Origin of the sequence: Brevibacterium jeotgali, assembly GCF_900169175.1 — a bacterium.
Taxonomy (GTDB): domain Bacteria; phylum Actinomycetota; class Actinomycetes; order Actinomycetales; family Brevibacteriaceae; genus Brevibacterium; species Brevibacterium jeotgali.
In genome coordinates, this window is the sequence record NZ_FXZM01000006.1 from 1 (window position 1) to 24,009 (window position 24,009).

The 24,009-nt window shown below is 69.7% G+C and carries 19 protein-coding genes and 1 tRNA gene; 14 read left to right on the forward strand and 6 right to left on the reverse strand.

Features of this window, described 5'->3' with window-relative positions; translation table 11 throughout:
* Positions 1 to 783: 783 nt before the first annotated feature.
* Entirely contained in the window at positions 784 to 1,896 is a 1,113-nt protein-coding gene (locus BJEO58_RS07215; protein ID WP_101588817.1) for an MFS transporter, read from the reverse strand.
* A 156-nt stretch (positions 1,897 to 2,052) separates the two neighbouring features.
* On the opposite strand from BJEO58_RS07215, the gene BJEO58_RS07220 reads away from it, so the two are divergent.
* The 5 genes from BJEO58_RS07220 (at position 2,053) to BJEO58_RS15335 (ending at position 7,665) form a co-directional block, all read left to right on the forward strand.
* Positions 2,053 to 3,333, forward strand: a complete 1,281-nt coding sequence (locus BJEO58_RS07220) for a GTP 3',8-cyclase MoaA (RefSeq protein ID WP_101588818.1) — start codon at positions 2,053 to 2,055, stop codon at positions 3,331 to 3,333.
* Positions 3,334 to 3,348: 15 nt separating this feature from the next.
* Positions 3,349 to 3,651 (forward strand): MoaD/ThiS family protein, encoded by a 303-nt coding sequence (locus tag BJEO58_RS07225; protein WP_101588944.1) that lies wholly within the window; start codon positions 3,349 to 3,351, stop codon positions 3,649 to 3,651.
* A 47-nt stretch (positions 3,652 to 3,698) separates the two neighbouring features.
* Positions 3,699 to 5,030, forward strand: a complete 1,332-nt coding sequence (locus tag BJEO58_RS07230; protein ID WP_101588819.1) for a molybdopterin molybdotransferase MoeA — start codon at positions 3,699 to 3,701, stop codon at positions 5,028 to 5,030.
* Positions 5,031 to 5,209: 179 nt separating this feature from the next.
* Positions 5,210 to 5,962, forward strand: coding sequence for a molybdate ABC transporter substrate-binding protein (modA, locus tag BJEO58_RS07235; RefSeq protein WP_101588820.1), 753 nt, complete (start codon positions 5,210 to 5,212; stop codon positions 5,960 to 5,962).
* Complete coding sequence (locus tag BJEO58_RS15335; protein WP_144573776.1) at positions 5,962 to 7,665, forward strand: ABC transporter permease; 1,704 nt, start codon at positions 5,962 to 5,964, stop codon at positions 7,663 to 7,665. The genes modA and BJEO58_RS15335 overlap by 1 nt, the downstream gene beginning before the upstream one ends.
* Before the next feature lie 9 nt (positions 7,666 to 7,674).
* Here BJEO58_RS15335 and BJEO58_RS07245 read toward each other — a convergent pair whose 3' ends face one another.
* Both BJEO58_RS07245 and BJEO58_RS07250 read right to left on the reverse strand, forming a co-directional pair.
* On the reverse strand, positions 7,675 to 8,652 hold the full coding sequence (locus BJEO58_RS07245) for an SRPBCC family protein (protein ID WP_101588821.1): 978 nt from the start codon (positions 8,650 to 8,652) through the stop codon (positions 7,675 to 7,677).
* Between the two features lie 18 nt (positions 8,653 to 8,670).
* The gene (locus tag BJEO58_RS07250) at positions 8,671 to 9,009 is read right to left on the reverse strand and encodes an ArsR/SmtB family transcription factor (RefSeq protein WP_246075895.1); all 339 of its coding nucleotides are present in this window, start codon (positions 9,007 to 9,009) and stop codon (positions 8,671 to 8,673) included.
* Positions 9,010 to 9,100: 91 nt separating this feature from the next.
* On the opposite strand from BJEO58_RS07250, the gene mgtE reads away from it, so the two are divergent.
* On the forward strand, positions 9,101 to 10,474 hold the full coding sequence (gene mgtE, locus BJEO58_RS07255; RefSeq protein ID WP_101588823.1) for a magnesium transporter: 1,374 nt from the start codon (positions 9,101 to 9,103) through the stop codon (positions 10,472 to 10,474).
* Between the two features lie 87 nt (positions 10,475 to 10,561).
* Here mgtE and BJEO58_RS07260 read toward each other — a convergent pair whose 3' ends face one another.
* Together BJEO58_RS07260 and BJEO58_RS07265 are read right to left on the reverse strand one after the other, a co-directional pair.
* Positions 10,562 to 12,280 carry an alanine/glycine:cation symporter family protein gene (locus tag BJEO58_RS07260; protein ID WP_101588824.1) on the reverse strand — a complete coding sequence of 573 codons (1,719 nt, stop codon included), beginning with the start codon at positions 12,278 to 12,280 and terminating at the stop codon, positions 10,562 to 10,564.
* Between the two features lie 139 nt (positions 12,281 to 12,419).
* Positions 12,420 to 12,614 carry a hypothetical protein gene (locus tag BJEO58_RS07265; RefSeq protein ID WP_101588825.1) on the reverse strand — a complete coding sequence of 65 codons (195 nt, stop codon included), beginning with the start codon at positions 12,612 to 12,614 and terminating at the stop codon, positions 12,420 to 12,422.
* A 160-nt stretch (positions 12,615 to 12,774) separates the two neighbouring features.
* Between BJEO58_RS07265 and BJEO58_RS07270 the strand changes: the two genes are divergently transcribed.
* On the forward strand, positions 12,775 to 13,686 hold the full coding sequence (locus BJEO58_RS07270; protein ID WP_180951867.1) for a LysR family transcriptional regulator: 912 nt from the start codon (positions 12,775 to 12,777) through the stop codon (positions 13,684 to 13,686).
* A gap of 104 nt (positions 13,687 to 13,790) precedes the next feature.
* On the opposite strand, the gene BJEO58_RS07275 is transcribed toward BJEO58_RS07270, so the two are convergent.
* Positions 13,791 to 13,874, reverse strand: a tRNA-Leu gene (locus BJEO58_RS07275).
* A gap of 326 nt (positions 13,875 to 14,200) precedes the next feature.
* On the opposite strand from BJEO58_RS07275, the gene BJEO58_RS07280 reads away from it, so the two are divergent.
* From BJEO58_RS07280 to pknB, 7 genes are read left to right on the forward strand one after another with little or no spacing between them, the layout of a single operon-like run.
* Complete coding sequence (locus BJEO58_RS07280) at positions 14,201 to 15,112, forward strand: DUF3662 and FHA domain-containing protein (protein ID WP_246075894.1); 912 nt, start codon at positions 14,201 to 14,203, stop codon at positions 15,110 to 15,112.
* Entirely contained in the window at positions 15,105 to 15,608 is a 504-nt protein-coding gene (locus tag BJEO58_RS07285; protein WP_101588828.1) for an FHA domain-containing protein FhaB/FipA, read from the forward strand. The genes BJEO58_RS07280 and BJEO58_RS07285 overlap by 8 nt, the downstream gene beginning before the upstream one ends.
* Positions 15,605 to 17,254, forward strand: a complete 1,650-nt coding sequence (locus BJEO58_RS14960) for a PP2C family protein-serine/threonine phosphatase (RefSeq protein WP_246075893.1) — start codon at positions 15,605 to 15,607, stop codon at positions 17,252 to 17,254. The genes BJEO58_RS07285 and BJEO58_RS14960 overlap by 4 nt, the downstream gene beginning before the upstream one ends.
* Entirely contained in the window at positions 17,251 to 18,717 is a 1,467-nt protein-coding gene (locus tag BJEO58_RS07300; RefSeq protein ID WP_101588829.1) for an FtsW/RodA/SpoVE family cell cycle protein, read from the forward strand. The genes BJEO58_RS14960 and BJEO58_RS07300 overlap by 4 nt, the downstream gene beginning before the upstream one ends.
* Complete coding sequence (locus tag BJEO58_RS07305) at positions 18,714 to 20,186, forward strand: peptidoglycan D,D-transpeptidase FtsI family protein (RefSeq protein ID WP_101588830.1); 1,473 nt, start codon at positions 18,714 to 18,716, stop codon at positions 20,184 to 20,186. Before BJEO58_RS07300 ends, BJEO58_RS07305 begins: the two co-directional genes overlap by 4 nt.
* Positions 20,183 to 21,925, forward strand: a complete 1,743-nt coding sequence (locus BJEO58_RS07310) for a protein kinase domain-containing protein (RefSeq protein ID WP_101588831.1) — start codon at positions 20,183 to 20,185, stop codon at positions 21,923 to 21,925. Before BJEO58_RS07305 ends, BJEO58_RS07310 begins: the two co-directional genes overlap by 4 nt.
* On the forward strand, positions 21,922 to 23,841 hold the full coding sequence (gene pknB, locus BJEO58_RS07315) for a Stk1 family PASTA domain-containing Ser/Thr kinase (protein WP_101588832.1): 1,920 nt from the start codon (positions 21,922 to 21,924) through the stop codon (positions 23,839 to 23,841). Before BJEO58_RS07310 ends, pknB begins: the two co-directional genes overlap by 4 nt.
* The last annotated feature ends 168 nt before the right edge of the window (positions 23,842 to 24,009 follow it).

Below are 24,009 nucleotides of genomic sequence, written 5' to 3' on the forward strand. Positions count from 1 at the left end.
TGAGGAGCGGTCATCGTTGTGACTCCGTTCGAGGATTCTTGGAAGGTTGACTCGAAGGATCACACGGTGGCCGCGTCCACATCCTGACGGATAGGCCGGACCTCCGTGCGCTACACCACTCTATGGGTCTCTACTTCTCAGTCGTCTACTTCTTGCTGCCCATCCTCCTTGGAGAGATAGCCAGGCTCCGCCGAGCTGCTCGTGTCAGGGCACTTCCAGCAGGCTTCGACATCGGGCCGGCCTGAACCTGGCTGCACTATCAGGGACGGCTTCCGGTTCTCGATGCGCGAAGGTGCGGCTCGTCCGGCGCGAGTGGGCATGTCCTGGCGCCCTCTCCCTCGCCGCTAGCCTGTTGGGCGCTTGACCGCGTCATTGCAGAGATTCTCCCGGCGCTGACGCCGTTGTCATTGTGATCCTGCGTGCCTCAGCAAGGAAGCTGAGAGTGTACGGATCGCGCGTGAGGTGCCGAGCAAGTTCAGAATCCGGATGCTCGAGCGCGCCGGCGAGGTTTGTAGGGGCGGCTGCATCGCGTTCGTGCAGCCGGGGCGTGTGTGGTGAGCCAGGACTGATCGACTCCTGGATCGCCCCAAGACGATATTTTTGGCCGCGTACCAGTCGCGCAGTGTCTGATCGTCAAGCTTATCGAGTAGCTCGATCACGTGAGACTGCGGGCATGAGTCGAATCACCAACCCTTCCCTTCCCAAAATTTTTCCGGGCCTTCGTTCCTCACTGAACATTTATTTCTGCGTCCTCCGCTGTGCTCTTCGGGGTCGACTGCCTGGTCACCGCGTCAGCCGAGGGCGACGGACCGCAAGCGGCAGGGTGAGCAGGGAGAGGGCTCCGCCCACCAGCAGGGCGGTGCTGAAGGACGAGCCGGCGGCGATCATGCCGATCATCACCGACCCCAGACCTGTTCCGGCGTCGAAGCCGATGTTCCACACCGCGCTGGCCGATCCGTAGTGGGGGCGGCTGACAGCCTGGAACGCCAGCACCAGCGTGAGGTTCTGCAGGGCACCGTAGCTGATGCCCACCAGCGTCGCTCCGAGCAGCAGAGCCACCACATCAGTGGCCTGGGGGTCGCGCACGCCCCACGCGAGCACGGCCATGCCGATGGTGGTGAGCAGGACCAGCGGCCAGATGAACGCCTGCGGACCGAACTGGTCGGAGAACGTGCCCGCCTGCCACCGGGCCAGCGCTGCGGCCACCGTCAAGCACAGCAGGGCGAACGTGCTCAGGACAGCGCTGTCGCTCATCGGCGCCATGAAGGTGATGAGGGCGCCGCCGGCCAGGGTGACCGCCAGCAGCAGGGCCATGGGTCGCAGCAGCTGCAGGTACGGAGGTCGCTCCTGTGAGTGCGGGACGTGCTCGGCCCTGCGGCCCAGCACGATCGCCGGCAACACTCCCACAGCCGGCAGCACACCGATGGCGAAGATGATCCCGAAGCCCAGATTCTCGACGATCCACGGGCCTGCAGACACGAAGAGCACCTGCGGGCCGGCGATCGCCAGTCCGTACACGCCGATCGCCTGGCCGCGGCGGGCGGGTTCGACCAGCTCAGCGACCAGGGCGCTGCCGGTCACGGTCAGCACCCCGAAGCCCATGCCCCGTACTGCGGACAGCACGAGGATGACTGCGAGGTCGTCGCTGAGGGCGAATGCTGCCGCCGGCAGGCCCAGCAGCAGCATTCCGGCGGTCAGGACCGGCGACCAGCCGAAGCGGCGCAGGGACGCGGGGACCACCAGCTGGGTGAGGACGGTGAAGAGCATGAGCACGCCGTTCACCAGCCCGGCACCCACCGAGCCGGCACCTCCGTGGACCGCCCACAGCGGCGCGACCGGCAGAAGGGCCGCGAACCCGGAGAAGCCCAGGACCGTCATGAGCACCAGCAGAGACATGCCCGGCGAGCGCAGGACCGAACCCCTCACTGCGGAGCAGGCGGATGCACAGGCATGCGCCTGCGGTCGAGAAAAGGATGCATAGTCGTAGGCTATCCCGACCGTCAGCGCACCGGCGATAGGACGGCAGGCCCTTGGCCCGTACACTCAGAGGGTATGGACGTAAGTCTGGGAATCCCCACCGTGCGGGCCTCCACGGCCGGCGACTCGCACGAGGCCGCCGCGGCACTCCACGCAGGAGCCCGCGACGCGACGAGGGCTGAGCTCGATCAGCGGGCGGGCGACGCACCCACGGCCCCCGGCCTCCTCGATCGGCACGGTCGCCTCGGGACGGATCTGCGGATCTCGCTCACGGACAAGTGCAACCTGCGCTGCACGTACTGCATGCCGGCCGACGGCATGGACTGGATGCCTCCGCCCTCCCTCCTCACCGCGTCCGAGGTCGTCCGCCTCGTCGACATCGCAGTCGCCGTGCACGGAGTGCGGGACCTCCGGCTCACGGGCGGGGAACCGCTCATCCGCCCGGATCTCGAAGACATCATCGCGGGCGTCCGCAGCAGCCATCCGGACCTGCCCATCGCGATCACGACGAACGGGATCGGCCTCACCAGACGGGCTGCGAGTCTCGCCGCCGCGGGCCTCACGCGCCTCAACGTCTCACTCGACACGATCGACGCGGACACCTTCCGCGCGCTGGCCCGCCGCGATCGCCTGGCAGACGTGCTCGCGGGGATCGACGCCGCGCTGGCGGCGGATCTGCATCCCGTGAAGGTCAACGCGGTGCTCATGCGCGGCGAGAACGACGACCAGGCGCCCGAACTCCTCGCCTTCGCCCTGGAGCGCGGGCTCGATCTGCGCTTCATCGAGCAGATGCCGCTGGACGGCGACCACGGCTGGACGCGGGAGGGCATGGTGACCGCCCGGGAGGTCCGCGAACTCCTCTCTCAGCACTGGCGGCTCGTCCCGGACGACGTGCCACGGGGCGGCGCGCCCGCCGAACTCTGGCGGGTCCTGCCCCTCGACACCGATCCCGATTCTGATACTGATTCTGGGCCCGATTCCGATCCCGATTCCGATTCTGGTCCCGGGCGCGGCTCCGGCCCGGTCGCTGATCCCGACGCCGCCCCCGGCTCCCGCACCGATGCCGCGGAGCCGCTGGGCCGAGTGGGTGTCATCGCCTCGGTCACGGAGCCCTTCTGCTCCGCCTGCACCCGCACCCGCATCACCGCGGACGGCAAGGTGCGGTCGTGCCTGTTCTCCCACGAGGAGTTCGACCTCGCCTCCGCGATGCGCTCCGGGGAGTCCGACGACGTGGTCGCCCGCATGTGGCAGCAGGCGATGTGGCTCAAGCCCGCGGCCCACGGCATGGACAGGCCCGGGCTGGACAGCGTTGACTACGTGCAGCCTGACCGTACGATGAGTGCGATCGGCGGCTGAGTGGAGGAGACGACGATGACCCCGGGGCAGAGGCCGCAGCGCACTCTTGCGATCCGCTATTTCGCCGCCGCGCGGGCAGCCGCAGGTGATCTCGCCGAGGAGGCCGTCCCGATCCCCCACCGCGTCGACTCGCTCACACGGGAGCAGCTCGCTGCGCTGCTCGTCTCCCTCCACCCGGATCCGCCCGGGGACGAGCCCTCGCTGGAACGCGTGCTCGAGCAGTCGAGCGTGCTGATCGACGGCGTCGTCATGGGTGAGGACGACGTCGTGCGCCCCGGTGCGCGGGTCGACGTCCTGCCGCCCTTCGCCGGCGGCTGACAGTGGCGGAGACCGCCCGTGCGGAAGGACCCCGCTGGGACCACGCCATGCGGCTCGCCCACGCGACCGGGACCGACGCCGCTCGCGCCCGCGCATCCGCCCTCGCCGGCTCCGCCGCTCCCCTCCCGCTCGCAGATGCGTTCGGGCGCACCCTCGCCGAGGACCTCCGGGCCCTGTTCGACGTCCCCCACTACGACTCGTCCGCGATGGACGGCTACGCCGTGTCCGGTCCACCGCCGTGGACTCTGGAGGACGCCGGATCGCTGCACGAGCTGCGGCCAGGGCACGCCCGGCCCGTGGTGACGGGCGGCGTCGTGCCGGCCGGGGCCTCGGGAGTGGTGCGGATCGAGTACACGCACCGCGACCCGGACGGGGGCGGTGTCCGCATCGGCATGCGGCCGGAGTCTCCCGGCTCGGAGCTGGATCCCGGCCGCCATGTGCGCCTGGCCGGGCGCGAGGCCGCAGCCGGCGACGTGCTCGCCTCTGCCGGTCATCCGCTCACCCCTCCGCTGCTCGCGATGGCCGGGATCAGCGGGCACGACGACGTGTCGGTCCTGCCGCCGGTGACCGCGGTCCTCCTGCTCACGGGCGATGAGGTGCGCACGTCCGGCACACCGGCCGCGGGCGAGGTCCGCGACGCCTTCGCGGTGCAGCTGCCCCACGTGCTGCGCGCCGCCGGGATCGAGGTCGTGGCCGTGCACAGGATCGGCGACGATCGCGCGGTGACGCGAGAGGCGCTGGCGGAGCTCGTCGACCTCGCCGACGTCGTCGTCTCGACCGGCGGAACGGGCAGGTCGGCCGCCGACCATGTGCGTGCGGTGCTGCAGGCGGAGACGCAGGAGGGGCCGCACTCGTCGTCCCGGATCGTCATCGACGAGCTGGGAATGCGGCCCGGTCACCCCACGATGCTCGCGCTGCTCGATCGGCGCGTCCCCGCGGGGACGCCTCGACCTGTGCCCGTCCTCGCGCTGCCGGGGAATCCGCTGGCGGCGCTGGCGGCGATGCGGATCGTGGGGTCCGCCGTGCTCCGCGGACTGCGCGGAGCTGATCCGGAGGTGCCCCTCTCCGTCCCCGCCGCACAGGACCTCCCTGCGGAAAAGGTCGATCGGCTCGTCCCCGCACGCCCTGCCCGCTCGGCGCCCCCTGCCGGTCATGCACCCGCGGCAGATCCCGGAACGCCGGCAGGTCCCGGAACGCCGGCAGGTCCCGGAGCCCCGCCGGATCCCGCCCCGCAGGACCTCGAGTCCGCGTGGATCCCCGTCGAGCACGTGGCGTCGAACATGGTGCGGGGGCTGACCACAGGGCGCGGCTGGCTGATCCTCCCGACCCGTCCGGTGAGCGCGGGCGAGCGCATCGCCTTCCTGCCGCTGGAGTGGTGAGGCTGCCGCTGGAGTGGTGAGGCTGTCGCCGGGGCGATGAGGCTTCCGCTGGGGCGTTGGGGCTTCCGCTGGAGTGGTGGGGCTCGGCCGGCCGAGCGTCACGGAGCACCTAGGATTGCTACCACGCAGCCCTGTGGACAGGAAGCCCTGCGAACAGGCAGCCCGGCGAAGGAGGCTCCGTGAAGAAGTCAGCCGCCGCTGCGGTCGCGGCCACAGCGCTGGCCCTCTCCGCGTGCGGCGCTTCCTCCGGTGCCGGGGGATCGACGACCCTCACCGTGTTCGCCGCCGCGTCACTGACCGATTCGTTCGAGGACCTCGCAGACCGGTTCTCGGAGGTCCGCGACGACGTCGACGTCCGGCTGAGCTTCGCCGGATCCTCGGACCTCGTCACGCAGATCCGAGAGGGCGCGCCCGCAGACGTCATCGCCACGGCCAACGAGCGCACGATGCAGAGCCTCGTCGATGACGGCCTGGTCGCGGCGGAACCGCAGGACTTCGTGTCGAACACGCTGGTCATCGCGGTCCCGACAGGCAACCCGCAGGACATCGACAGCCTGGAGGCGCTGGCGGACCCGCACCTCGACGTCGTGCTGTGCGCGCCCCAGGTGCCGTGCGGGCTCGCCGCCCGCCTCGTCGGGCAGTCCGCAGGCGTCACGATCGCACCCGTGAGCGAGGAGCCGGCGGTCACGGACGTGCTCGGCAAGGTCGCGAACGGGCAGGCGGATGCGGGGCTCGTGTACCGGACCGATGCCGCGGGAGCGGAGCGCGTCGACGCAGTCGAGTTCCCGGAATCCGATGACGCCGTCAACCACTACCCGATCGCGCCCGTCGCGGACGCGGAGAATGCCGGGGCCGGTCAGGAGTTCGTCGACTTCGTCCTGTCCGACGAGGGCCGTGCGGTGTTCGACGCGGCGGGATTCGGGGCGCCGTGATGCGCGCCCGGCCGTCTCCCGCGGCGCGCACGGAGACGCGTGGCAGCTCGTGGAGCCGTTCTCACTCCCGCGAACGCTCGCCCGGCCTCCCGTGGGGACTCGCACCGTTCGCACTGCTGGGCGCGCTCGTCGTCATCCTGCCGGTGGCGGGGCTGGCACTGCGGGTGCCGTGGTCGGAGTTCGGCGGGCTCGTCACCAGCCCGGACTCCCTCACGGCGCTGCGACTGTCGCTGCTCACGGCGTGCGCTTCCGCCGGGGTGTGCGTCATCCTGGGCGTTCCCCTGGGCATGGTGCTGGCGCGCAGCGAGGCGGTCCTCCTCCGCACCGTGCGCGCCTTCGTGCTGCTGCCGGTCGTGCTCCCGCCGGTGGTCGGCGGCCTGGCGCTGCTGGCGACGTTCGGTCGTCAGGGGATCCTCGCCGCCCCCATGGAGGCCACCGGCATCGACATCGCGTTCACGACGGCGGCGGTCGTCTGCGCGCAGGTGTTCGTGTCGCTGCCGTTCGTCGTCATGGGCGTCGAGAGCGCGATGCGCACCCACGGCACCGACTTCGAGACCGCAGCGGCGGTGCTGGGCGCCGGGCCCGGCCGCACGTTCGCGACGGTGACGCTGCCGCTCCTGGCGCCCGCGATCGCGTCCTCCGCGGTGCTGTCGTTCGCGCGGTCTCTTGGCGAGTTCGGGGCGACGCTCACCTTCGCCGGGTCGCTCACGGGCACGACGCGCACGCTTCCGCTGGAGATCTACCTCCGCCGCGAGACCGATCCGGACGCCGCCGTCGCCGTCTCCATGCTGCTGGTCGCGATCGCGCTCCTGGTCGTCGTCGCGGTCTACTCGCTCCCCGGCCACCGTCGTTCGGGACCGTCGTCCACCAGCGCGGCCCGGTCCCGGCCCCTCACCGGCGAGGGACAGGTGGCCGGTTCGAGGGACATGCGCACACACCCGTCCGTCGAACCGCTGACCCGTCCCTCGCCGGATGCAGCGACGACGACCGCCGAGGTCCCCGTCGCCCCGGTCCCGATCGCCCCGGTCGCAACCGCCCCCGTCCCGACCGCGCGCCCTGCGAGTCCGCCGCGGCTCGTAGTGGACTTCGCGGCGCCGGATCGTCGCATCGCGCAGTCCTTCGCCGTCGCACCGGGAGAGACGCTCGCCCTCACCGGACCGAACGGCGTCGGGAAGTCGACGATCCTCGCCGTCGTCGCGGGACTGCTCCTCCCCCCGCGCGCACGCGTCGACGTGGATGACCGTGTCCTCACACGGACCCGCGGAGGCCGCACCGGCGCCGACGTGCCGCCGCATCGCCGCAGCGTCACACTCCTCCTCCAGGACCCGCGCCTCTTCCCGCACATGAGTGCGGTCGGCAACATCGCATTCGGGCTCCGCGCCGCGGGAGTGACGGGGGCGGACGCGAAGGTGAGGGCCCAGCGGATGCTGGAGGACCTCGGCATCGGGCATCTGGGACGGATGAGGCCGCGCGGACTGTCTGGCGGCCAGAGAGCCCGCGTCGCACTCGCACGGGCACTGGCGACGGATCCGCAGATCGTACTCCTGGACGAGCCCTCCGCCTCGCTCGATGCCGATTCGGCTCCCCAGATCCGCGCGCTGCTGCGGGAGCTCCTGGCGGATCGCACGTGCCTGCTGGTCAGCCACGATCCGGCGGAGGTGCGGGCGCTGGCGGATCGGGAGATCCGCCTGACCCACGACTGACGGCGCGCATCAGGCCACAGACAGGACCTCGGACTCCATCCTCGCGTAGCTCGACTCCATGCCGTCGACCATGCCGGTGCCCAGCACCCTGTCGCGCATCTCCCGCGACGGGTAGGTGATGACGGTCGCCAGCAGAGTGCCGCCGTCGACCGCGGTGAGCGTCATCTCGTTGGTGGTGCCGGGCCCGTCCATGCCGATCATCGCCTCGGTCGCGGCTTCGTGTGCGGGCGGCACGGATTCGAGGACCTCGCCGGTGAAGCCGAAGCGCTCCGTCCCGTCGTCGGACTCCCATTCGTAGCGGAACGTGTCCCCCACCTTCTGCGCCGGCTCGCAGACCGGCATCGTCCAGCCGTCGGGACCGAGCATCCACCTGCGGAGGAGCGCGGGGTCGTGGTGGGCGCGCCAGACGTGGTCGACGGAACCGCGGATCACGCGACTCACGCGCACAGTCGTGTCGTCGAGGAGCTGGGCGTCGGTCCCGCGGTCCGCCGCGAACGACGCGAGGTCGGCGAGCACGTCGTCGATCTGACCCATCGCCGACTTCGTCCCTTCGAGCATCCCCATCTCCAGCAGCTGCTCGAGCTCGTCGGCCGCATGGAAGAAGGTGGTCGTCGTGAGCCGGGAACCGGACTCCGTCTCCGTGAAGGCGAAGACCATGCGCATGCTCGGCATCTCCGCGCTGGGCACACCGTCCTCATCGGCGAACCCGTCGCGGACCTCGAACGAGCGCAGGGGATCCACCGCCACGAACTCCCAGTAGCCGCGCGAGACGGAGCCGTCGGGCAGAGTCATGGAGTAGTGCGAACGCCCTCCGGTCGTGAGGTCATGGCGGGTGAAGACCGCAGGGCACTCGACGGGCCCCCAGAACTTCTCCAGCTGCCGCGGGTCCGCGTACGCGTCCCACAGCCGTCGGACGGGAACGGGGAAGTCCGCGATGATCGTGAGGGTGAGGTCTTCGGCGTTCTGGTCAATGGATGTGATGGGCATGGGAGGACCTTCCAGTCATCAGCGCTGCTCGTCGTCGAGCAGCGCGTCGAGGCGGACGATGCGGCCGCGCCAGATCTGTTCGTACTCGTCGAGGAGGTGTCTGGCGCGAGACAGCATCTCCGGGTTGCCGCGGACCAGGCGCTCCCGGCCCTTCTTCTCCTTGTTCACGAGCCCCGCTCCTTCCAGAACGGACACATGCTTCTGCACGGCGGCGAACGACATGTCGTAGTCGGACGCGAGCGTCGACACGCTCGCGGGGCCTGACAGGGTCCGCCGGACGATGCCGCGCCGCGTCGCGTCGGCCAGAGCCCGGAAGATCCGGTCGACCTCGGCGTCGCTGAGCGTGGCGTGCACCATACGCGCAACCATATGGTTGTACATTGCGGCTGTCAAGGGATCCCGACGCATCCCCGTACAGTGAGGGGTCGGAACGAGAGGAGGGTGTCGCATGACAGAGATGACCGCGGAGGCGGCGGCGGACGCACTCGACCGGGCGCTCTCCGGGCGCATGGACTCCGAGAGTGTCGACGCGATCGCCAGACTGGCCCCCCACGTGGAGCGGCAGGAGCTCACACGGCTCGTCCACACCACGATGCCCCTGCAGTCCGCTGTGCTCTTCCGCGTGCTCGACAAGGACGACGCCCTCGCGGTGTTCGAAGGGCTGCCCCCGAACTATCAGGCCGAGCTCCTCCAGAACCTGCGGGAGCCGGAGGTCGCCCAGATCATCGAGGGCCTCGACCCCGACGACCGCGCAGATCTGTTCGGCGAGCTCCCCGCGCGCGTCGTGTCCGGTCTCATGAGCGGGCTCGACGCGAACGAGCGCGAGATGACCGCAGCAGTCCTGGGCTACCCCCGGGAGGCGATCGGCCGCTACATGTCCCCCGAGGTCCTGAACCTCCACGCGGACTGGACCGCTGCAGAGGCGATGGAGGTCGTCCGCGCACGGATCGACGGTCCGGAGACCGTCTACCTGCTCCCCGTCGTCGCAGCGGGGCGGATCCTCACGGGCGTCGTCTCTCTGCGCAACCTCCTCGAAGCGGAGACCTCAGCACCCGACACGGCCGTGGGCGACCTGGTGCGCGAGGCGTTCAGCGTCCATGCCCTCACCGATCGTGAGCGAGCCGCTCGCGAATTCCTCTCCCACCGCCTCATCGCGATGCCGGTCGTGGACGAGGAGGAGCGGATCGTGGGCATCCTCACGATGGACGACGTGCTCGACATCATCGACGAGGAGGACGCGGAGGACGTGGCGCGCAGCAGCGGCTCCGAACCCCTCAACCGCTCCTACCTCTCCAGCTCGATCCTCCGCATCGTTCGCAGTCGCATCGTGTGGCTGCTGGTGCTCGCAGTCTCTGCGATCCTCACCGTGCAGGTGCTCGAGGTGTACGAGGACCGACTCGACCAGGTCGTCATCCTCGCGCTCTTCATCCCCCTGCTGACCGGCACCGGCGGCAATACGGGCAACCAGGCGGCGACGACCGTCACCCGCGCACTGGCCGTGGGTGAGGTGCGGATCCGGGACCTCGGCCGCGTCATCTGGCGCGAACTGCGCGTGGGGGCGCTGCTGGGCTCCGTCCTCGGGGCCCTCGGACTGACCGTCGCCGGCCTGGTCTACGGCTGGGCGATCGGGGCAGTGATCGGACTGACCCTCCTGTCGGTCTGCATCATGGCCGCGACCGTGGGCGGCCTCATGCCGATCATCGCGAAGCGGATCGGCGCGGACCCCGCCGTGTTCTCCAACCCGTTCATCTCCACCTTCTGCGATGCGACGGGCCTCATCCTGTACTTCACGATCGCGACCATGGTGCTGGGCCTGCAGTGACGGCCGAAGCACACGGACGCGCCGAGGCCCGGGCGGCGATCCGCGCGGGCCTCGGCTCCTCCGTGTGAGTCAGCCGCGACGACCGAGTCAGCCGCGACGACCGAAGCGACCGGCCCGGCCGCCGGGGCCCCCGTCGCCAGTCCGCGCCCGCTGCGCCTTCCGGAACTCCCGGCGGATCTCCCGGCGCTTCTCCTTCGCCTGCTCCAGACGGAGCTCCTCAGCCTTCACCTGTGCCTTCGTCGGCTCATGGTCGCGCAGTCCCACCTGGAGCTCGGCCGGGATCTCATCGAGCGTGCCCACCTGCGCGCGCGTCCGATACCGGAGGATCTCCAGCCGCAGGACGCGGGACAGGAAGTAGATGCCGAGCAGATTGGGGACGGTCATGAGGAAGAACATCGCGTCGGAGAAGGCGATGACGGAATCCAGCGAGATCGAGGCGCCCACGACCACGGCGAGGACCCAGGCGACCTGGAAGCCCTTCTCCACCTTCCGGTTCTCGTTCGTGAGGTAGCCCATCGCCTTCTGCCCGTAGTAGGCGTAGGCGAGGATCGTGGAGAACCCGAAGAGGACGACGCAGACCGTCAGCAGGACGGGGAACCACGACGTGACCGTGCCGAACGCCTGCGAGGTGAGCTCGACACCGGCCATGCTGGAGCCGTCCGTCTCCATGTCGTAGAGACCGGTGGTGATGATCGCGAGCGACGTGAGGGTGCAGACGATGATCGAATCCACCAGCGGCTCCCACAGGGCGGTGAAGCCCTCCGTCGCCGGGTCGTCCGTCTTCGAGGCCGAGTGCGCCATACCGGCGGAGCCCACACCCGCGGCATTCGAGAACAGCGCACGCTGGATTCCGACGATCGCCACGCCGATGAGACCGCCGGTGATGCCCTCACCGGTGAAGGCGCCCTGGAACATGAGGACGAAGGCGTCCGGCACATTCGTGATGTTCACGAGGACGACCGCGACCGCACCGAGGAAGTAGAGGATCGCCATGAGCGGCGTGATCGCCGACGTCCACTCTGCGATCTTCTTGATACCGCCCAGGATGACCAGCGCACACAGCGCCGCCATGACGACGCCGACGAGCCACAGCTTGTCCGCGAGCCAGCTGGAGTCCCCACCCGTCGCATTCACGAGCACGGCGGTCGCCTGGTTCGCCTGGAACAGGTTGCCGGCTCCGAACACGCCGATGACGGTGGCGATCGCGTAGAAGACGGCGAGGAAGCGACCCATCTTCGGACGGCCGATCTCCGCGAGCCCGTCGCGCAGGTAGTACATGGGACCGCCGGACGTCGTGCCGTCGGACGCCACCTGGCGGTACTTCACACCCAGCGTCGCCTCGGCCATCTTCACCGTCATCGCGAAGAAGCCGAAGATGATGATCCAGAGCGCGGCGCCGGGCCCGCCCACGGTGATGGCGACGGCGACACCGGCGATATTGCCGAGCCCCACAGTGCCGGACAGCTCCGTGGCCAGCGCCTGGAACGACGACACCTCGCCGGGATCCGTCTTGCGCGTCGCCTTCCCGCGGATGATGCGCATCGAATGCTTGATGCCCGTGATCGGCTGCAGTCGGAGGTAGAAGGTGATGAAGACCGCCGCAGCCATGAGCCACAGGACGATGACCGGGACCCCGCCGAAGACGGGGAGCTCGAAGAAGACGAACGCGGACAGGATCGTCGCGATCGGACCGAAGACGGCTTCGACTGCGGCATCGAATCCGCCGACCACCTCCTCGGCCGCTCCCGCCGTGACAACGGCTTCCGATACCGATCGATACGCGTCTACTGACGACTCTGTCTTCATAGTCCCGAGGCGCGGGGTCGCGGTACCACCGGAGGGGAGGTCCGGCTACAGCGCCTGCCTCACAGTAGCAAGCGCATCTCCGCGAGGTCCGCCACTCGCGCCTCGGGACCACCCAGGCGCACGAGGCGCACGAGGGGCGTCAGCCTTCGCGGGGCTCGTTCCAGAGGCTCTGGAGGTCCGGTGCCAGCCACCCGCGGCCGATCGTCTGGATCACGCCCGCACCGTCCAACTGCTCCAGCGGCAGACGTTCACCGCGAGGGCACACTGCTCTTCCGCGCGCGAAGTTGTGCAGCGCGAGCACCGCTCCCGTCACCGTGAGAACTCCTGTCAGCATGGCCTCTCCCCTTCGTTCGTGCCCGTTGGACCCACCTCGACGATCTGTCGCGGGCGACGGCCGGGCGGTCTCGTCCCCCACCTCCATGATCCGCCCGCACAACACCTGAGGACAAGCGATGCTTCCTTGCGCATCGTTCAGCTGTGCTTATGCTTGGGGAATGGTCGACGTCCACCGTCTGCGCGTCCTGTGCTCCGTCGTCGCGACGGGGTCCGTGAGGGCCGCCGCAGACGCCCTCTCCTTCACCCCCAGCGCGGTGAGCCAGCACCTCACGATCCTCCAGCGGGAGACCGGGCTGCGGCTGTTCGAGAAGTCCGGCCGCGGCATCGTCCCGACCGCACACGGCCGCAGCCTGGCGGATCGAGGACAGGAGGCCCTCGCCGCGCTCGGCAGGGTCGATCGCTTCATCGACGACCTGAGGATCGGACACACCGGGTCGCTCACGGTCGGAACCTTCGCATCCGCCGGCGAGTACTGGCTGCCCTCCATCGCCGCCCGACTGCGCGGCGAGTTCCCCACGACGACACTGCTCATCGAACTCACCGATCCGCCCGTGTCGACCGAACGTCCCGACATCGACATCCGGACGGAGCGCGCCACCCCAGCGCCCCACGTCCCCGCCGGCGTGACCCGGATCGAGATCGCCCGCGACCCGTTCGTCGCGATCCTGCCGCGCGACCACCGGTGCGCGACAGCCGATGAGGTCGCGGCCGCGGACCTGGGAGCGGACCCGTGGATCCACGAGTACGTCGGCGACGGGGAGGGCGCCCGCATCATCGCCGACGTCTGGCGGGCCGCGGGGATCGCGCCCCGCTCCGTCGTCCAGGCGGCCGATCACCGCGGGGCGATCGCCTTCGTGGCCAGCAGCGCGGGCGTCTGCGCGATGCCTGCGCTCGCGGCCCGCGATCTGCCGAACACGGTCGTCGCGCGCCGGCTGGTGCGCCCGGAGCCCGAACGCGTCATCGTCGCCTACGTGCTGGATTCCGTGCGCCACCACCCGGCGGCGGAGCGGCTGCTCTCAGTCCTCAGCGACATGGGAGCGCAGCACGAGCTCACGACGCGCCGGACCTGAGCGGCCGCAGCGAGGACAGATCGCCGCAGCTCAGATCAACGGCGCCTGCGGCGGACACGCGGGAAGGCCCCGGAACCATTCGGTTCCGGGGCCTTCCCACACTGTGCGCGAGGGGGGACTTGAACCCCCACGTCCTTTCGAACACTGGCACCTGAAGCCAGCGCGTCTACCAATTCCGCCACTCGCGCGAATGACAACAGCACAAGACGTTACCAGCAAGCAGGGCCCTTGCACCAATCGAGCTCCCCACTCGCCCTGCACTGCCCGCCATTCACCTGCCGGACATCTCACAGCCGCATTCCCAGGCGGGCCATCGCCCGGTCATCTGAGGCGCGCACATGCGGATCAGCGTGCGCCGCCGGCCCGGATGCCTCGATCCACTCAGCACGCATAGGGTGGGGACTCAGGATCGGCGCGTTAGCATGGAGTGCTGATGTGCCGTGCGCCGCAGCGCTCACCTGTGCCCGCCGCCGGTGTGACCCGGTCGGCAGACAGAAGTCGGAAAGGAGGCGTCGTGGGGGTTCTCGACCGTTTCGAACGCGGAATCGACCGCGTGGTCAACGGTGCCTTCGCGCGCGCGTTCCGCTCTCAGGTGGAACCGGTCGAGCTCGCGTCGGCCCTGCGCCGCGAGGCGGACAATCGCGCCGCCGTCGTGTCCCGCGGACGCACCCTCACGGCGAACTCCTACGCAGTGGAGCTGTCCAGCGGCGACCTGGATCGCCTCGGCCCCGTCTCGTCAGAGCTCCGCCAGGACCTGCGGCAGGTCGTCGGCGATCACGCGATCGAACAGGGCTACAGCTTCGTGGGGCCCGTGGCCGTGACCTTCGAGGTCGCGGACGACCTCGACACCGGCATGTACCGGGTCCGCGCGACCACGCGCCGTCCGGACGGATCACCGGCGGCCCAACCGGCCAACCGGGGCGGCTACGATCCGCCGTCCCGTTCCAACCCGGTCGTCCCGGAGCAGTACGAAGCCCAGTCCGGGCCGGTCTCCGCACCTCAGAACCAGGTGTCCCAGCGGCCGCCGGCTGCCGCCCCGGCACCGAACGTCGCCCCCGCGCCCGAGGCCCCGGGCAGCCGCCGCCGCGGCGCCCCGGCCGACGCCTCGGACGACCCGCCGGCCCGCGCTGCCTTCACCCCCACCGTGAGCGTCCAGGGACAGGTCCACCGCCTGCCACAGGGCACCACTGTGTTCGGCCGATCCGCGAACAGCGCAGACATCGTCATCGACGATCCGGGCATGTCGCGCCGGCACTTCGAGATCACCGTGTCCGGCGACCAGGCGGTCGCGACGGACCTCGGATCGACGAACGGCACGCATATGAGCGGCCGCCCCATCGGCTCCGTCTCCCTGTCGGAGGGCTCCGTGCTCACCGCCGGGGACACCCCCGTCACCTACTCCGAGGCAGGCCGCTTCAGTGAGTGAGTTCACCGTCACAGTGCTGCGGTTCGCGCTCTTCGCGCTCCTGTGGCTCTTCGTCTTCCTCATCGCCGCAGTGCTCCGCCAGGACCTCTTCGGCCCGCGCGTCGCACGCAGCCGCCGCGATCGCCGACGCGGTCGTGCCGCCTCCGAGGCCCCGGCCGCCGCAGCACACGGTTCTCCGCCACCAGACCAGCAGTCCGCCTTCAGCTCATCGCCCACGCTCGTGGTGACATCCGGCCGGCAGAACGGGTTCTCCCTGCTCATGTCCGCCGGACAGCTCACGATCGGCAGAGCGGACGACTGCGGGTTCGTCATCGAGGACGACTTCGCCTCCTCCCACCACGCCCGCATCTACCCCCAGGCCGGCGCCTGGGTGGTCGAGGACGCGGGCTCGACGAACGGGACGTACGTGGGGAGCGCGCGCCTGACGCAGCCCACACGCATCGAGCCCGGCATGCCGATCACGATCGGCCACACGACGATGGAGCTGCGCGCGTGAACGCACAGAGCACCTCTCTCCCGCACTCCGGCGTGCCGACCTTCCAGTTCGCAGCGCGCTCCGACACGGGGCAGGTGCGCAAGAACAACCAGGACTCCGGCTACGCAGGCGCTCATTTCCTCCTGGTCGCGGACGGCATGGGCGGCCACGCGGGCGGCGACGTCGCCTCGGCGATCACCGTCAGCCGTCTGACCTTCCTCGACGAGGCGGACCACGACGGCAGGGTCCTCGACGACCTCAAGGCCGCGATCCTCGCCGCGAACGACCAGATCGGCCGCGCCGTGGGCGAGCAGAGCGAGCTGGCCGGGATGGGCACCACCGTCACAGCTCTCCTGCAGGCCGGCGACCGGCTGGCCCTCGCCCATATCGGCGATTCCCGCGCCTACGTCATGCACAAGGGCGAGATCACCCAGGTGACGCAGGACCACACCTTCGTCCAGATGCTCGTGGACGAAGGCCGCATCACGCTCGAGGAGGCGGACACCCACCCGCAGCGCAGCGTCGTCATGCGGGTGCTGGGAGACGTCGGGGCGGCACCGGAACTCGACCTGTCCTTCCATGACGCGGTGCCGGGCGATCGCTGGATGCTGTGCTCGGACGGACTCACGGGCTTCGCCTCCATGCAGGACATCCATGACACGCTCGCGACGGTCGCCGATCCGGGCGACTGCTGCGAGAAGCTCATCGAGCTGGCCCTGGCCGGCGGCGGCGGGGACAACGTCACCGTCGTGGTGGGCGACGTCCTCGATCCGTCCGACGACGTCGACATCGACGACTTCGGCGAAGCAGTGGGCTCCGTCCGCGTCAACCCGTCCTATGCACTCCTGGGCGGCCAGGACCGCGACAGCACCGATACCAGTCAGATGGACGTCATCTTCGACGAGGTGGAAGCCCCCACGGTCCCCATCGAGGGCCTCTCCACTCCCCCGATGGAACCGCCGCGCGCGGCGGCCTCCGAATCCGACGACACGGACACCGCAGCCCTCGCCTCCCCCGCCGCGACGGCCGCCGCCACGGCGAACCGCGCCTCGGCGGACGACGCCGACGACACCGAGGCGCCGGCCGACGGCGAGGCGGTCACCGCACCGCGCAGCGCTCGGTCCGCAGTACGGGACGATGACCACTGGGACGAGGACGCGGACCTCGCGGACTGGGGCGACGAGCCCCCGCAGCGACGCCGCCCGTGGATCACCGTCGTCATCGCCGGAGTCGTCGTCCTGGCGATCGTCATCGCCGCCCTGTCGGGGTGGCGCTACGTGCAGTCCCAGTACTACGTCGCGGCGGCGGACGGCACGGTCGCGGTGTACCAGGGCGTCCCGCAGTCGCTCGGCCCCATCGAACTCTCGTCGCTCGAACAGAGCACGAACGTCACGGTCACGGACCTGTCGACGTTCTCGCAGCAGCGTCTCCAGGCGACGATCCCCGCCGACTCCCGCGACGCCGCGATCGACGTCGTCGACACCCTCCGCGCGGAGGCCACTCGCAACGCAGGTGCCGCCGCGAGCGAGACCACGGAGCAGACGGGCGAGGACCCTGCTCCATCGCCGTCGGGCGAGAACGGGGTCTCCGGCGGCGTCGCAGACGAATCGGAGACCACCGGGGCCGGGAACGGCGCCACGATGGACCGGGGAGAGGCGGAGAGATGACGATGCCCCCTCCGTCCGGCGCCGTCCGCGGGCCGAGGAAGCACCGTGTCTCAGAACTCCTGCTGATCCTCCTCGCGGTCATCATCTCCGCGGGCGCCTACGCGCTCGTCGGCGTGGGCACCACGGACGAGGTCCCCGCGAACGTCTACTCGTACACGATCTGGCTCGCCGTGCTCGGCGTCGCCCTCCATATCGTCGTGTGGTGGCGCGCGTCCTACGCGGACCCCGTGCTCGTGCCCATCGCAGTGCTCCTCAACGGCATCGGGCTCGCGATGATCTATCGCATCGACATGGCACTGGAGAGCAGTGCTGCGACCTCCCAGCTCGTCTGGATGACGCTGGGCACCGTGCTGGCCGCGCTCGTCATCGTCTTCCTGCGCGACCACCGGCTGCTGCGCCGCTACACGTACACGTCCGGCTTCGCCGCACTCCTGCTCCTGCTGCTGCCCCTCATCCCGGGCCTGGGGCGCACGGTCAACGGCGCCCGCATCTGGATCTTCATCGGCCCGATGTCGTTCCAGCCCGGTGAGATCGCGAAGATCCTGCTGGCGATCTTCTTCGCCGGCTACCTCGTCGCCTACCGCGACCAGATGGTGCTGGCCGGCCCGAAGATCCTGGGCCTGCAGTTCCCGCGCCTGCGCGACATGGGCCCCATCCTCATCGCGTGGGTCGCGAGCGTCGGCATCCTCGTCTTCCAGCGCGACCTCGGCACGTCCCTGCTGTACTTCGGCCTGTTCGTCGCGATGCTCTACGTCGCCACGGCGAAGAAGACGTGGATCTTCCTGGGGCTCGGCATGTTCGCCGTGGGTGCGCTGGTCGCCACCCAGATCTTCTCCCACGTCCAGCAGCGCATCGACGGCTGGTTGAACGCCCTCACGGCGGAGGAGTACAACAAGACCCCCGGCGGTTCGTACCAGCTGGTGCAGGGACTGTTCGGGATGTCCGACGGCGGGCTCGTCGGCAACGGACTCGGTGAAGGGCGCCCCCAGGTCGTCCCCTACGCGAATTCCGACTTCATCTTCGCGTCCCTGGGTGAGGAGCTCGGCCTGATCGGGCTCTTCGCCCTCCTGCTGCTGTACGTCCTCCTCTTCGAGCGCGGCATGAAGATCGCCTCCGCCGCCCGCGACGGGTTCGGCACGCTCTTCGCCACCGGAGTGAGCTTCACGATCGCACTGCAGTGCTTCATCGTCATCGGCGGCGTCACGCGACTCATCCCGCTCACGGGCCTCACCACGCCGTTCCTCGCCCACGGCGGCAGCTCGCTCGTCGCGAACTGGATCATCATCGGACTGCTCCTGCGCATCAGCGACAATGCCCGCCGGCCCCAGGACGAGTTCGCCACCGGTGTGCTCCCGACGCTGGCGGTGGATGAGGACGAGTCGTCGAGCACCGGCACCAGGCCCGACACGGTCACGGGCGGCGGCGCCGGTCCAGACCACGCGTCAGAAGGGGGTCGCGCATGAATAAGGCACTCCGGCACGTCTCCGTCGTGGGGCTCGTGATGTTCGCGCTCCTCTTCGGCTCCACCAGCTACGTGCAGTTCTTCGCGGCCCAGTCGCTCAGCGAGCATGAACTCAACAACCGGACGATCATCGACGAGCTCTCGCGGGAGCGCGGCCCGATCCTCGTCGACGGCACCCCGGTCGCCTACTCGGTGCCGACCGATTCGACGTACGAGTTCCAGCGGACCTACGGCGCGGACAACCTGCCGGCGGAGCAGTACGCGGGCCTCACCGGCTACTTCTCCGTCGTCTCCGGCGCCAGCGGGCTCGAGCGCACGGAGAACGGGCTCCTGTCCGGCTCCGACGACGCACTCTTCTACGACAAGGTGCGGTCGATCTTCACCGGCGAGCAGCCCATGGGCGCAGCGGTGGAGCTCACGATCGACCCCGCGGCGCAGAACGCCGCGTGGCAGGGCCTGGGCGACCAGAAGGGCGCCGTCGCAGCCATCGATCCGAAGACGGGCCGCGTGCTCGCCATGGTGTCGACGCCCGGCTGGGACCCGAACGCGCTGGCCTCGCACGATTCCGAGCAGGCGCAGAGCGCCTACAGTTCGCTCATCGACGACCCCGACAACCCGGCCTACAACCGTGCGATCGGCGGCAACCTCTATCCGCCCGGGTCGACGTTCAAGATCATCACGGCTGCGGCCGCGCTCGAAACGGGCGACTACACGAAGGACTCGGAGCTCGAGGGTCCCGCAGAGCTCGATCTGCCGGAGACCAGTGCGACGATCCGCAACTCCGGCGGCGGCTCGTGCGGTGCGGGCGACTCCGTCACGCTCCAGCAGTCGCTCGTCGTGTCCTGCAACACGTCGTTCGCCCAGCTGGGCATGGACGTCGGCGACGACGCGCTGGAGGAGCAGGCGCGGAAGTTCGGCTTCGGCCAGGACCTGTCGATTCCCCTGCCCGTGACGCCGTCCTCGTTCCCCGGCGACCTCAACGCGCCCCAGACCGCGCAGTCCGCGCTGGGCCAGTTCGAGGTCCGCGCGACGCCGCTGCAGATGGCGATGGTGTCCGCCGGCGTCGCGAACGACGGGGTCGTCATGACCCCGCAGCTCATCGACAACGTCCGCAATTCCCGCACGCTCGATTCGATCTCCGAGTTGAAGCCGCAGGAGTTCTCGCGAGCGGTCAGCTCCGATTCCGCGGGGCAGCTCACAGACATGATGGTGGAACAGGTGAACAGTGGAACGGGCCAGGTGGCCCAGATATCCGGCGCAGAGGTCGGCGCGAAGACGGGCACGGCCCAGCACGCGGAGGGCGCAGCGCCCCACGCGTGGTTCACCTCGTTCGCGACGTCGGACGATGACCAGGAGGTCGCAGTCGCCGTGGTGGTGGAGAGCGGCGGCAGCGCCGGCAGTGAAGCGTCAGGAGCCCGCGTCGCCGGGCCGATTGCGAAGCAGGTCATGGAAGCGGTGATCAACGGATGAGGCCACAGCCGGGAACCGTGCTGGGAGGACGCTACGACCTCACCAGCCGCATCGCCGTCGGAGGCATGGGCGAGGTCTGGAAGGGCCGCGACAAGGTCATCGACCGGGAAGTCGCAGCGAAGATCCTCAAGGAGGAGTACCTGAGCGATCAGGGCTTCCTCGACAGATTCCGTGCGGAGGCGCGCAGCATGGGTGCTGTGTCCCACCCCGGGATCGCCTCTGTGTTCGACTACGGCGAGGAGACGGGTTCGCCCTACCTCGTCATGGAGTATGTGCCGGGTGAGCCGCTGTCCGCGCTCATCGACCGCAACGGCGTTGTGCCGGAGGACGATGTCCTCGAGCTCATCGCACAGTCCGCGGAGGCGCTGGGCTCTGCCCACCGTTCGGGGGTCGTGCACCGCGATGTGAAGCCGGGCAACATCCTCGTGACGCCGGACTTCCGTGTGAAGCTCACGGACTTCGGCATCGCCCGCGTCGCCGATCAGGCGCCGCTGACGAAGACCGGTCAGGTCATGGGCACCGCCCAGTACCTCGCACCGGAGCAGGCCACGGGCAAGGGCTCCACGCCCAAGTCGGACCTGTATTCGCTGGGCATCATCATGTACGAGGCGCTGGCCGGGCGTCGCCCGTTCACCGGCGACTCGCAGGTCGCCATCGCGATCGCCCAGGTCAACACGACTGCGCCCGAACTCCCGGACACGGTCTCCGAACCGATCCGCAGGCTCGTGGCGAGCCTGCTCAGCAAGAAGCAGGACCAGCGCCCGGACTCCGGCGAGGCACTCGCGAAGGCAGCGCGAGCGCTGCGCTCCGGGGACACCGCCGGCGCCGAGGCCGCAGTTCCGCAGATGCTCGCGGGCGCGGCCGCCGGTGCGGCCGCCGCGGACGCGGTCACGCGCGCCTTCCACCAGCCCGGCGACGAGGCGACACGGGTCATGGACCCCGCCCACGCCTCGGCGGCGGCAGCTCCGGCAGGGGCACCCACCACGGAGACCCGTACGATTCCCCAGCAGGGCGACCTCGTCGAGCGCCCGAACGGTGAGCTCGACGAGGACGACGAGAAGATGGGCACCGGGATGAAGGTGACCGTCGGCGTGCTCATCGCGCTGGTGATCGCGGGTCTGGTGTGGGTCGCGTGGATCTTCTTCGGGCCGTCCGGCGACCCCGAGCCGACGGCGACCACGACGCCCACTGCGGAGGAGACCGAAGAGGACACGTCCTTCGAGATCGACCCGAACGACTACATCGGCCAGTCGGAGGCGACCGCGACGCGGAACCTCGAGCAGCAGGGACTCGTCGTCAACTCCGTCGAGGCGGAGTCGGAGCAGGCTGTCGGCACCGTCGTGAACGTCCGTTCGGGCAACAACGGCTATGTGTTCTCGGAGGGCGACACCATCACGATCGAGGTGTCCTCCGGCCCCGCCGAGGCACCCGAACCGGAACCGGAGGAGCCGGGCACCGATTCGGGCAGCGACGGAAGCAGCGACTCGGGCACCGACGGCGATTCCGACTCGAGCGGAGGGTCCGATTCGAACGACGAGTCCGGCTCGAATGACGAGTCGGAAAGTGATGCGGAAAGCGGCAGCGACGACAGCACTGACCCTACCGACGGCGATGAGAATACCGACGACACTGACAGCGGGGAGTCACCCGACAGCGATAGTACCGACGGAGGCGACGACAGCGGCGACGCCCCCGGCTTCGGTGGCAATGCCGCCATTGTGAACGGAGGCGACCGATGAACGAGGTCCGCAAGCTCTCCGATCGGTATGAGATCCGACGGGTCATCGGCCGCGGCGGTATGGCAGAGGTCCACGAGGGCGTCGACACCCGCCTGGGCCGGCGCGTCGCGATCAAGCTGCTGCGCTCCGACCTCGCCCGCGATCCCAGCTTTCACACCCGGCTGGAGCGCGAGGCGCAGTCCGCCGCCAGCCTCAACCATCCGGGTATCGTGTCCGTGTACGACTCCGGCGAGGAGCAGTTCGCGGAACCGGGCGGCGGGACGATCACCGTCCCGTTCATCGTCATGGAGTACGTCGAGGGGCAGACTCTCCGCCAGGTCCTGTCGGAGCACGGTCCCCTCACGGTGACCGAGGCTCTCGACGTGGCGGCCGGCGTGCTCTCACCGCTCGAGTACAGCCATCGCAACGGCATCGTCCACCGCGACATCAAGCCCGCGAACGTCATGCTCACGCCTGATGGCGACATCAAGGTGATGGACTTCGGGATCGCCCGCGCGCTCGAGGACACCGGGTCGCTCACGCAGACCCAGTCCGTCGTGGGCACTGCTCAGTACCTGTCCCCGGAACAGGCGCGCGGCGAGGTCGTCGATGCCCGGTCCGACCTCTATTCGACTGCGTGCCTGCTGTACGAACTGCTGACGGGTCGCCCGCCGTTCGTGGGTGATTCCCAGCTCGCTGTCGCCTACCAGCACGTCGGTGAGGCGCCGCAGCCGCCGTCCACGCTCGTCCCCAGCATCCCACCGGCTGTCGACCGTCTGGTGCTGCACGGCCTCGACAAGCAGCGGGACGCGCGGTATCAGGATGCGCACGCGTTCCGCGAGGATGCGCTGGCTGCTCGGGACGGGCGCCCGCTCGGGATCGACGGCGAAGGCCCCGCGACTCAGCTCATGTCATCCGCGCCGACCGCGGCGTGGGCCGATGCTCCGCCCACGCAGGCGGTCGAGCAGCAGGCCGGACCGCACACCGGCATGCTGGGCGAGATCGAGGAGAACCAGCACGAGGAGAAGAAGAGCCGCACCTGGCTGTGGGTGGGCGGTGCCCTCCTGGCACTCGTGCTGGCCGGCCTGGGTCTGTGGATGTACACGATGAACACGGAGCCCGAACCCCAGACCTTCGCACTCGAGGACATGTCCGACCGTGAGGCGAACGAGGCGGAGACCTACCTGGAGGGCCTCGGGCTGGTCGTCGGCAGGGAGGACCAGGCCGACGACGAGATCGACGAGGGCAACGTCGTGGAGACGGACCCCGCTTCCGGGTCGCAGGTCACGGAGGGCGACCGCATCACGATGTTCGTCTCCACCGGACCGGACAGCATCGAGGTGCCGGACGTCGCAGGCGATACGGAGTCCCTCGCACGCCAGACGATCGGCGACGCGGGGCTCACCGCGGGCTCGAACATCGAGGAGAACTCGCCCGACGTCCCCGGCGGCGAGGTCATGGAGACCCGACCGGGCGCCGGGACCGACGTGCCGCGGGACTCGTCCGTCGATCTCGTCCTGTCGTCGGGTCGGGTCGAGGTTCCGGACGTCACCGGCATGACGCAGGAGGAGGCCTGCACGACGCTCGAGGGCGATGAGTACCAGCTGTCGTGCGCGGTCGAGACGGAGGAGACCGGCGACCATGAGGCCGGCGAGGTCTTCGAGCAGGCGGCGACTGCGGGCACGGACGTCGACCAGGGTGCGACCGTGACCATCACCGTGGCCGAGGAAGAGGCGACCCCCAGCCCGTCACCATCGCCCAGCACTCCGAGCCCGGGCTTCACCGTGGATCCCCCACAGGTCCCGGGGCCGGATGACGATGGCGGAGACGGCGGAGGCAACGGGAATGGCAACGGCGGCGGAGGCAACGGCGGCGACAACCGCGGCTGGGGCAGCCTGGCCCACGCGTGGGACCGCTTCCTGGCACGCGTGAACTGAGGTGGCTGGGCCCTTGGGCTGACATCCCTGGACCGCTACGGCATCCAGCCGCTTGTCCACACGACTGACCGGTCACTTCTGCACAGATTTCAGCGAGATTCTGTGCAGAAGTGACCGGTCAAGCGCATCCGTGACGGGTCAGTGCTCTCCGCTCCTTCTTCAGCTGGG

Bases quoted from the DNA above. Each gene is read 5' to 3' on its own strand.
- BJEO58_RS07215 (WP_101588817.1), bottom strand. From the start codon at position 1,896: ATGTCTCTGCTGGTGCTCATGACGGTCCTGGGCTTCTCCGGGTTCGCG.
- BJEO58_RS07220 (WP_101588818.1), top strand. From the start codon at position 2,053: ATGGACGTAAGTCTGGGAATCCCCACCGTGCGGGCCTCCACGGCCGGC.
- BJEO58_RS07225 (WP_101588944.1), top strand. From the start codon at position 3,349: ATGACCCCGGGGCAGAGGCCGCAGCGCACTCTTGCGATCCGCTATTTC.
- BJEO58_RS07230 (WP_101588819.1), top strand. From the start codon at position 3,699: ATGCGGCTCGCCCACGCGACCGGGACCGACGCCGCTCGCGCCCGCGCA.
- BJEO58_RS15335 (WP_144573776.1), top strand. From the start codon at position 5,962: ATGCGCGCCCGGCCGTCTCCCGCGGCGCGCACGGAGACGCGTGGCAGC.
- BJEO58_RS07245 (WP_101588821.1), bottom strand. From the start codon at position 8,652: ATGCCCATCACATCCATTGACCAGAACGCCGAAGACCTCACCCTCACG.
- BJEO58_RS07250 (WP_246075895.1), bottom strand. From the start codon at position 9,009: ATGGTGCACGCCACGCTCAGCGACGCCGAGGTCGACCGGATCTTCCGG.
- mgtE (WP_101588823.1), top strand. From the start codon at position 9,101: ATGACAGAGATGACCGCGGAGGCGGCGGCGGACGCACTCGACCGGGCG.
- BJEO58_RS07260 (WP_101588824.1), bottom strand. From the start codon at position 12,280: ATGAAGACAGAGTCGTCAGTAGACGCGTATCGATCGGTATCGGAAGCC.
- BJEO58_RS07265 (WP_101588825.1), bottom strand. From the start codon at position 12,614: ATGCTGACAGGAGTTCTCACGGTGACGGGAGCGGTGCTCGCGCTGCAC.
- BJEO58_RS07270 (WP_180951867.1), top strand. From the start codon at position 12,775: ATGGTCGACGTCCACCGTCTGCGCGTCCTGTGCTCCGTCGTCGCGACG.
- BJEO58_RS07300 (WP_101588829.1), top strand. From the start codon at position 17,251: ATGACGATGCCCCCTCCGTCCGGCGCCGTCCGCGGGCCGAGGAAGCAC.
- BJEO58_RS07305 (WP_101588830.1), top strand. From the start codon at position 18,714: ATGAATAAGGCACTCCGGCACGTCTCCGTCGTGGGGCTCGTGATGTTC.
- BJEO58_RS07310 (WP_101588831.1), top strand. From the start codon at position 20,183: ATGAGGCCACAGCCGGGAACCGTGCTGGGAGGACGCTACGACCTCACC.
- pknB (WP_101588832.1), top strand. From the start codon at position 21,922: ATGAACGAGGTCCGCAAGCTCTCCGATCGGTATGAGATCCGACGGGTC.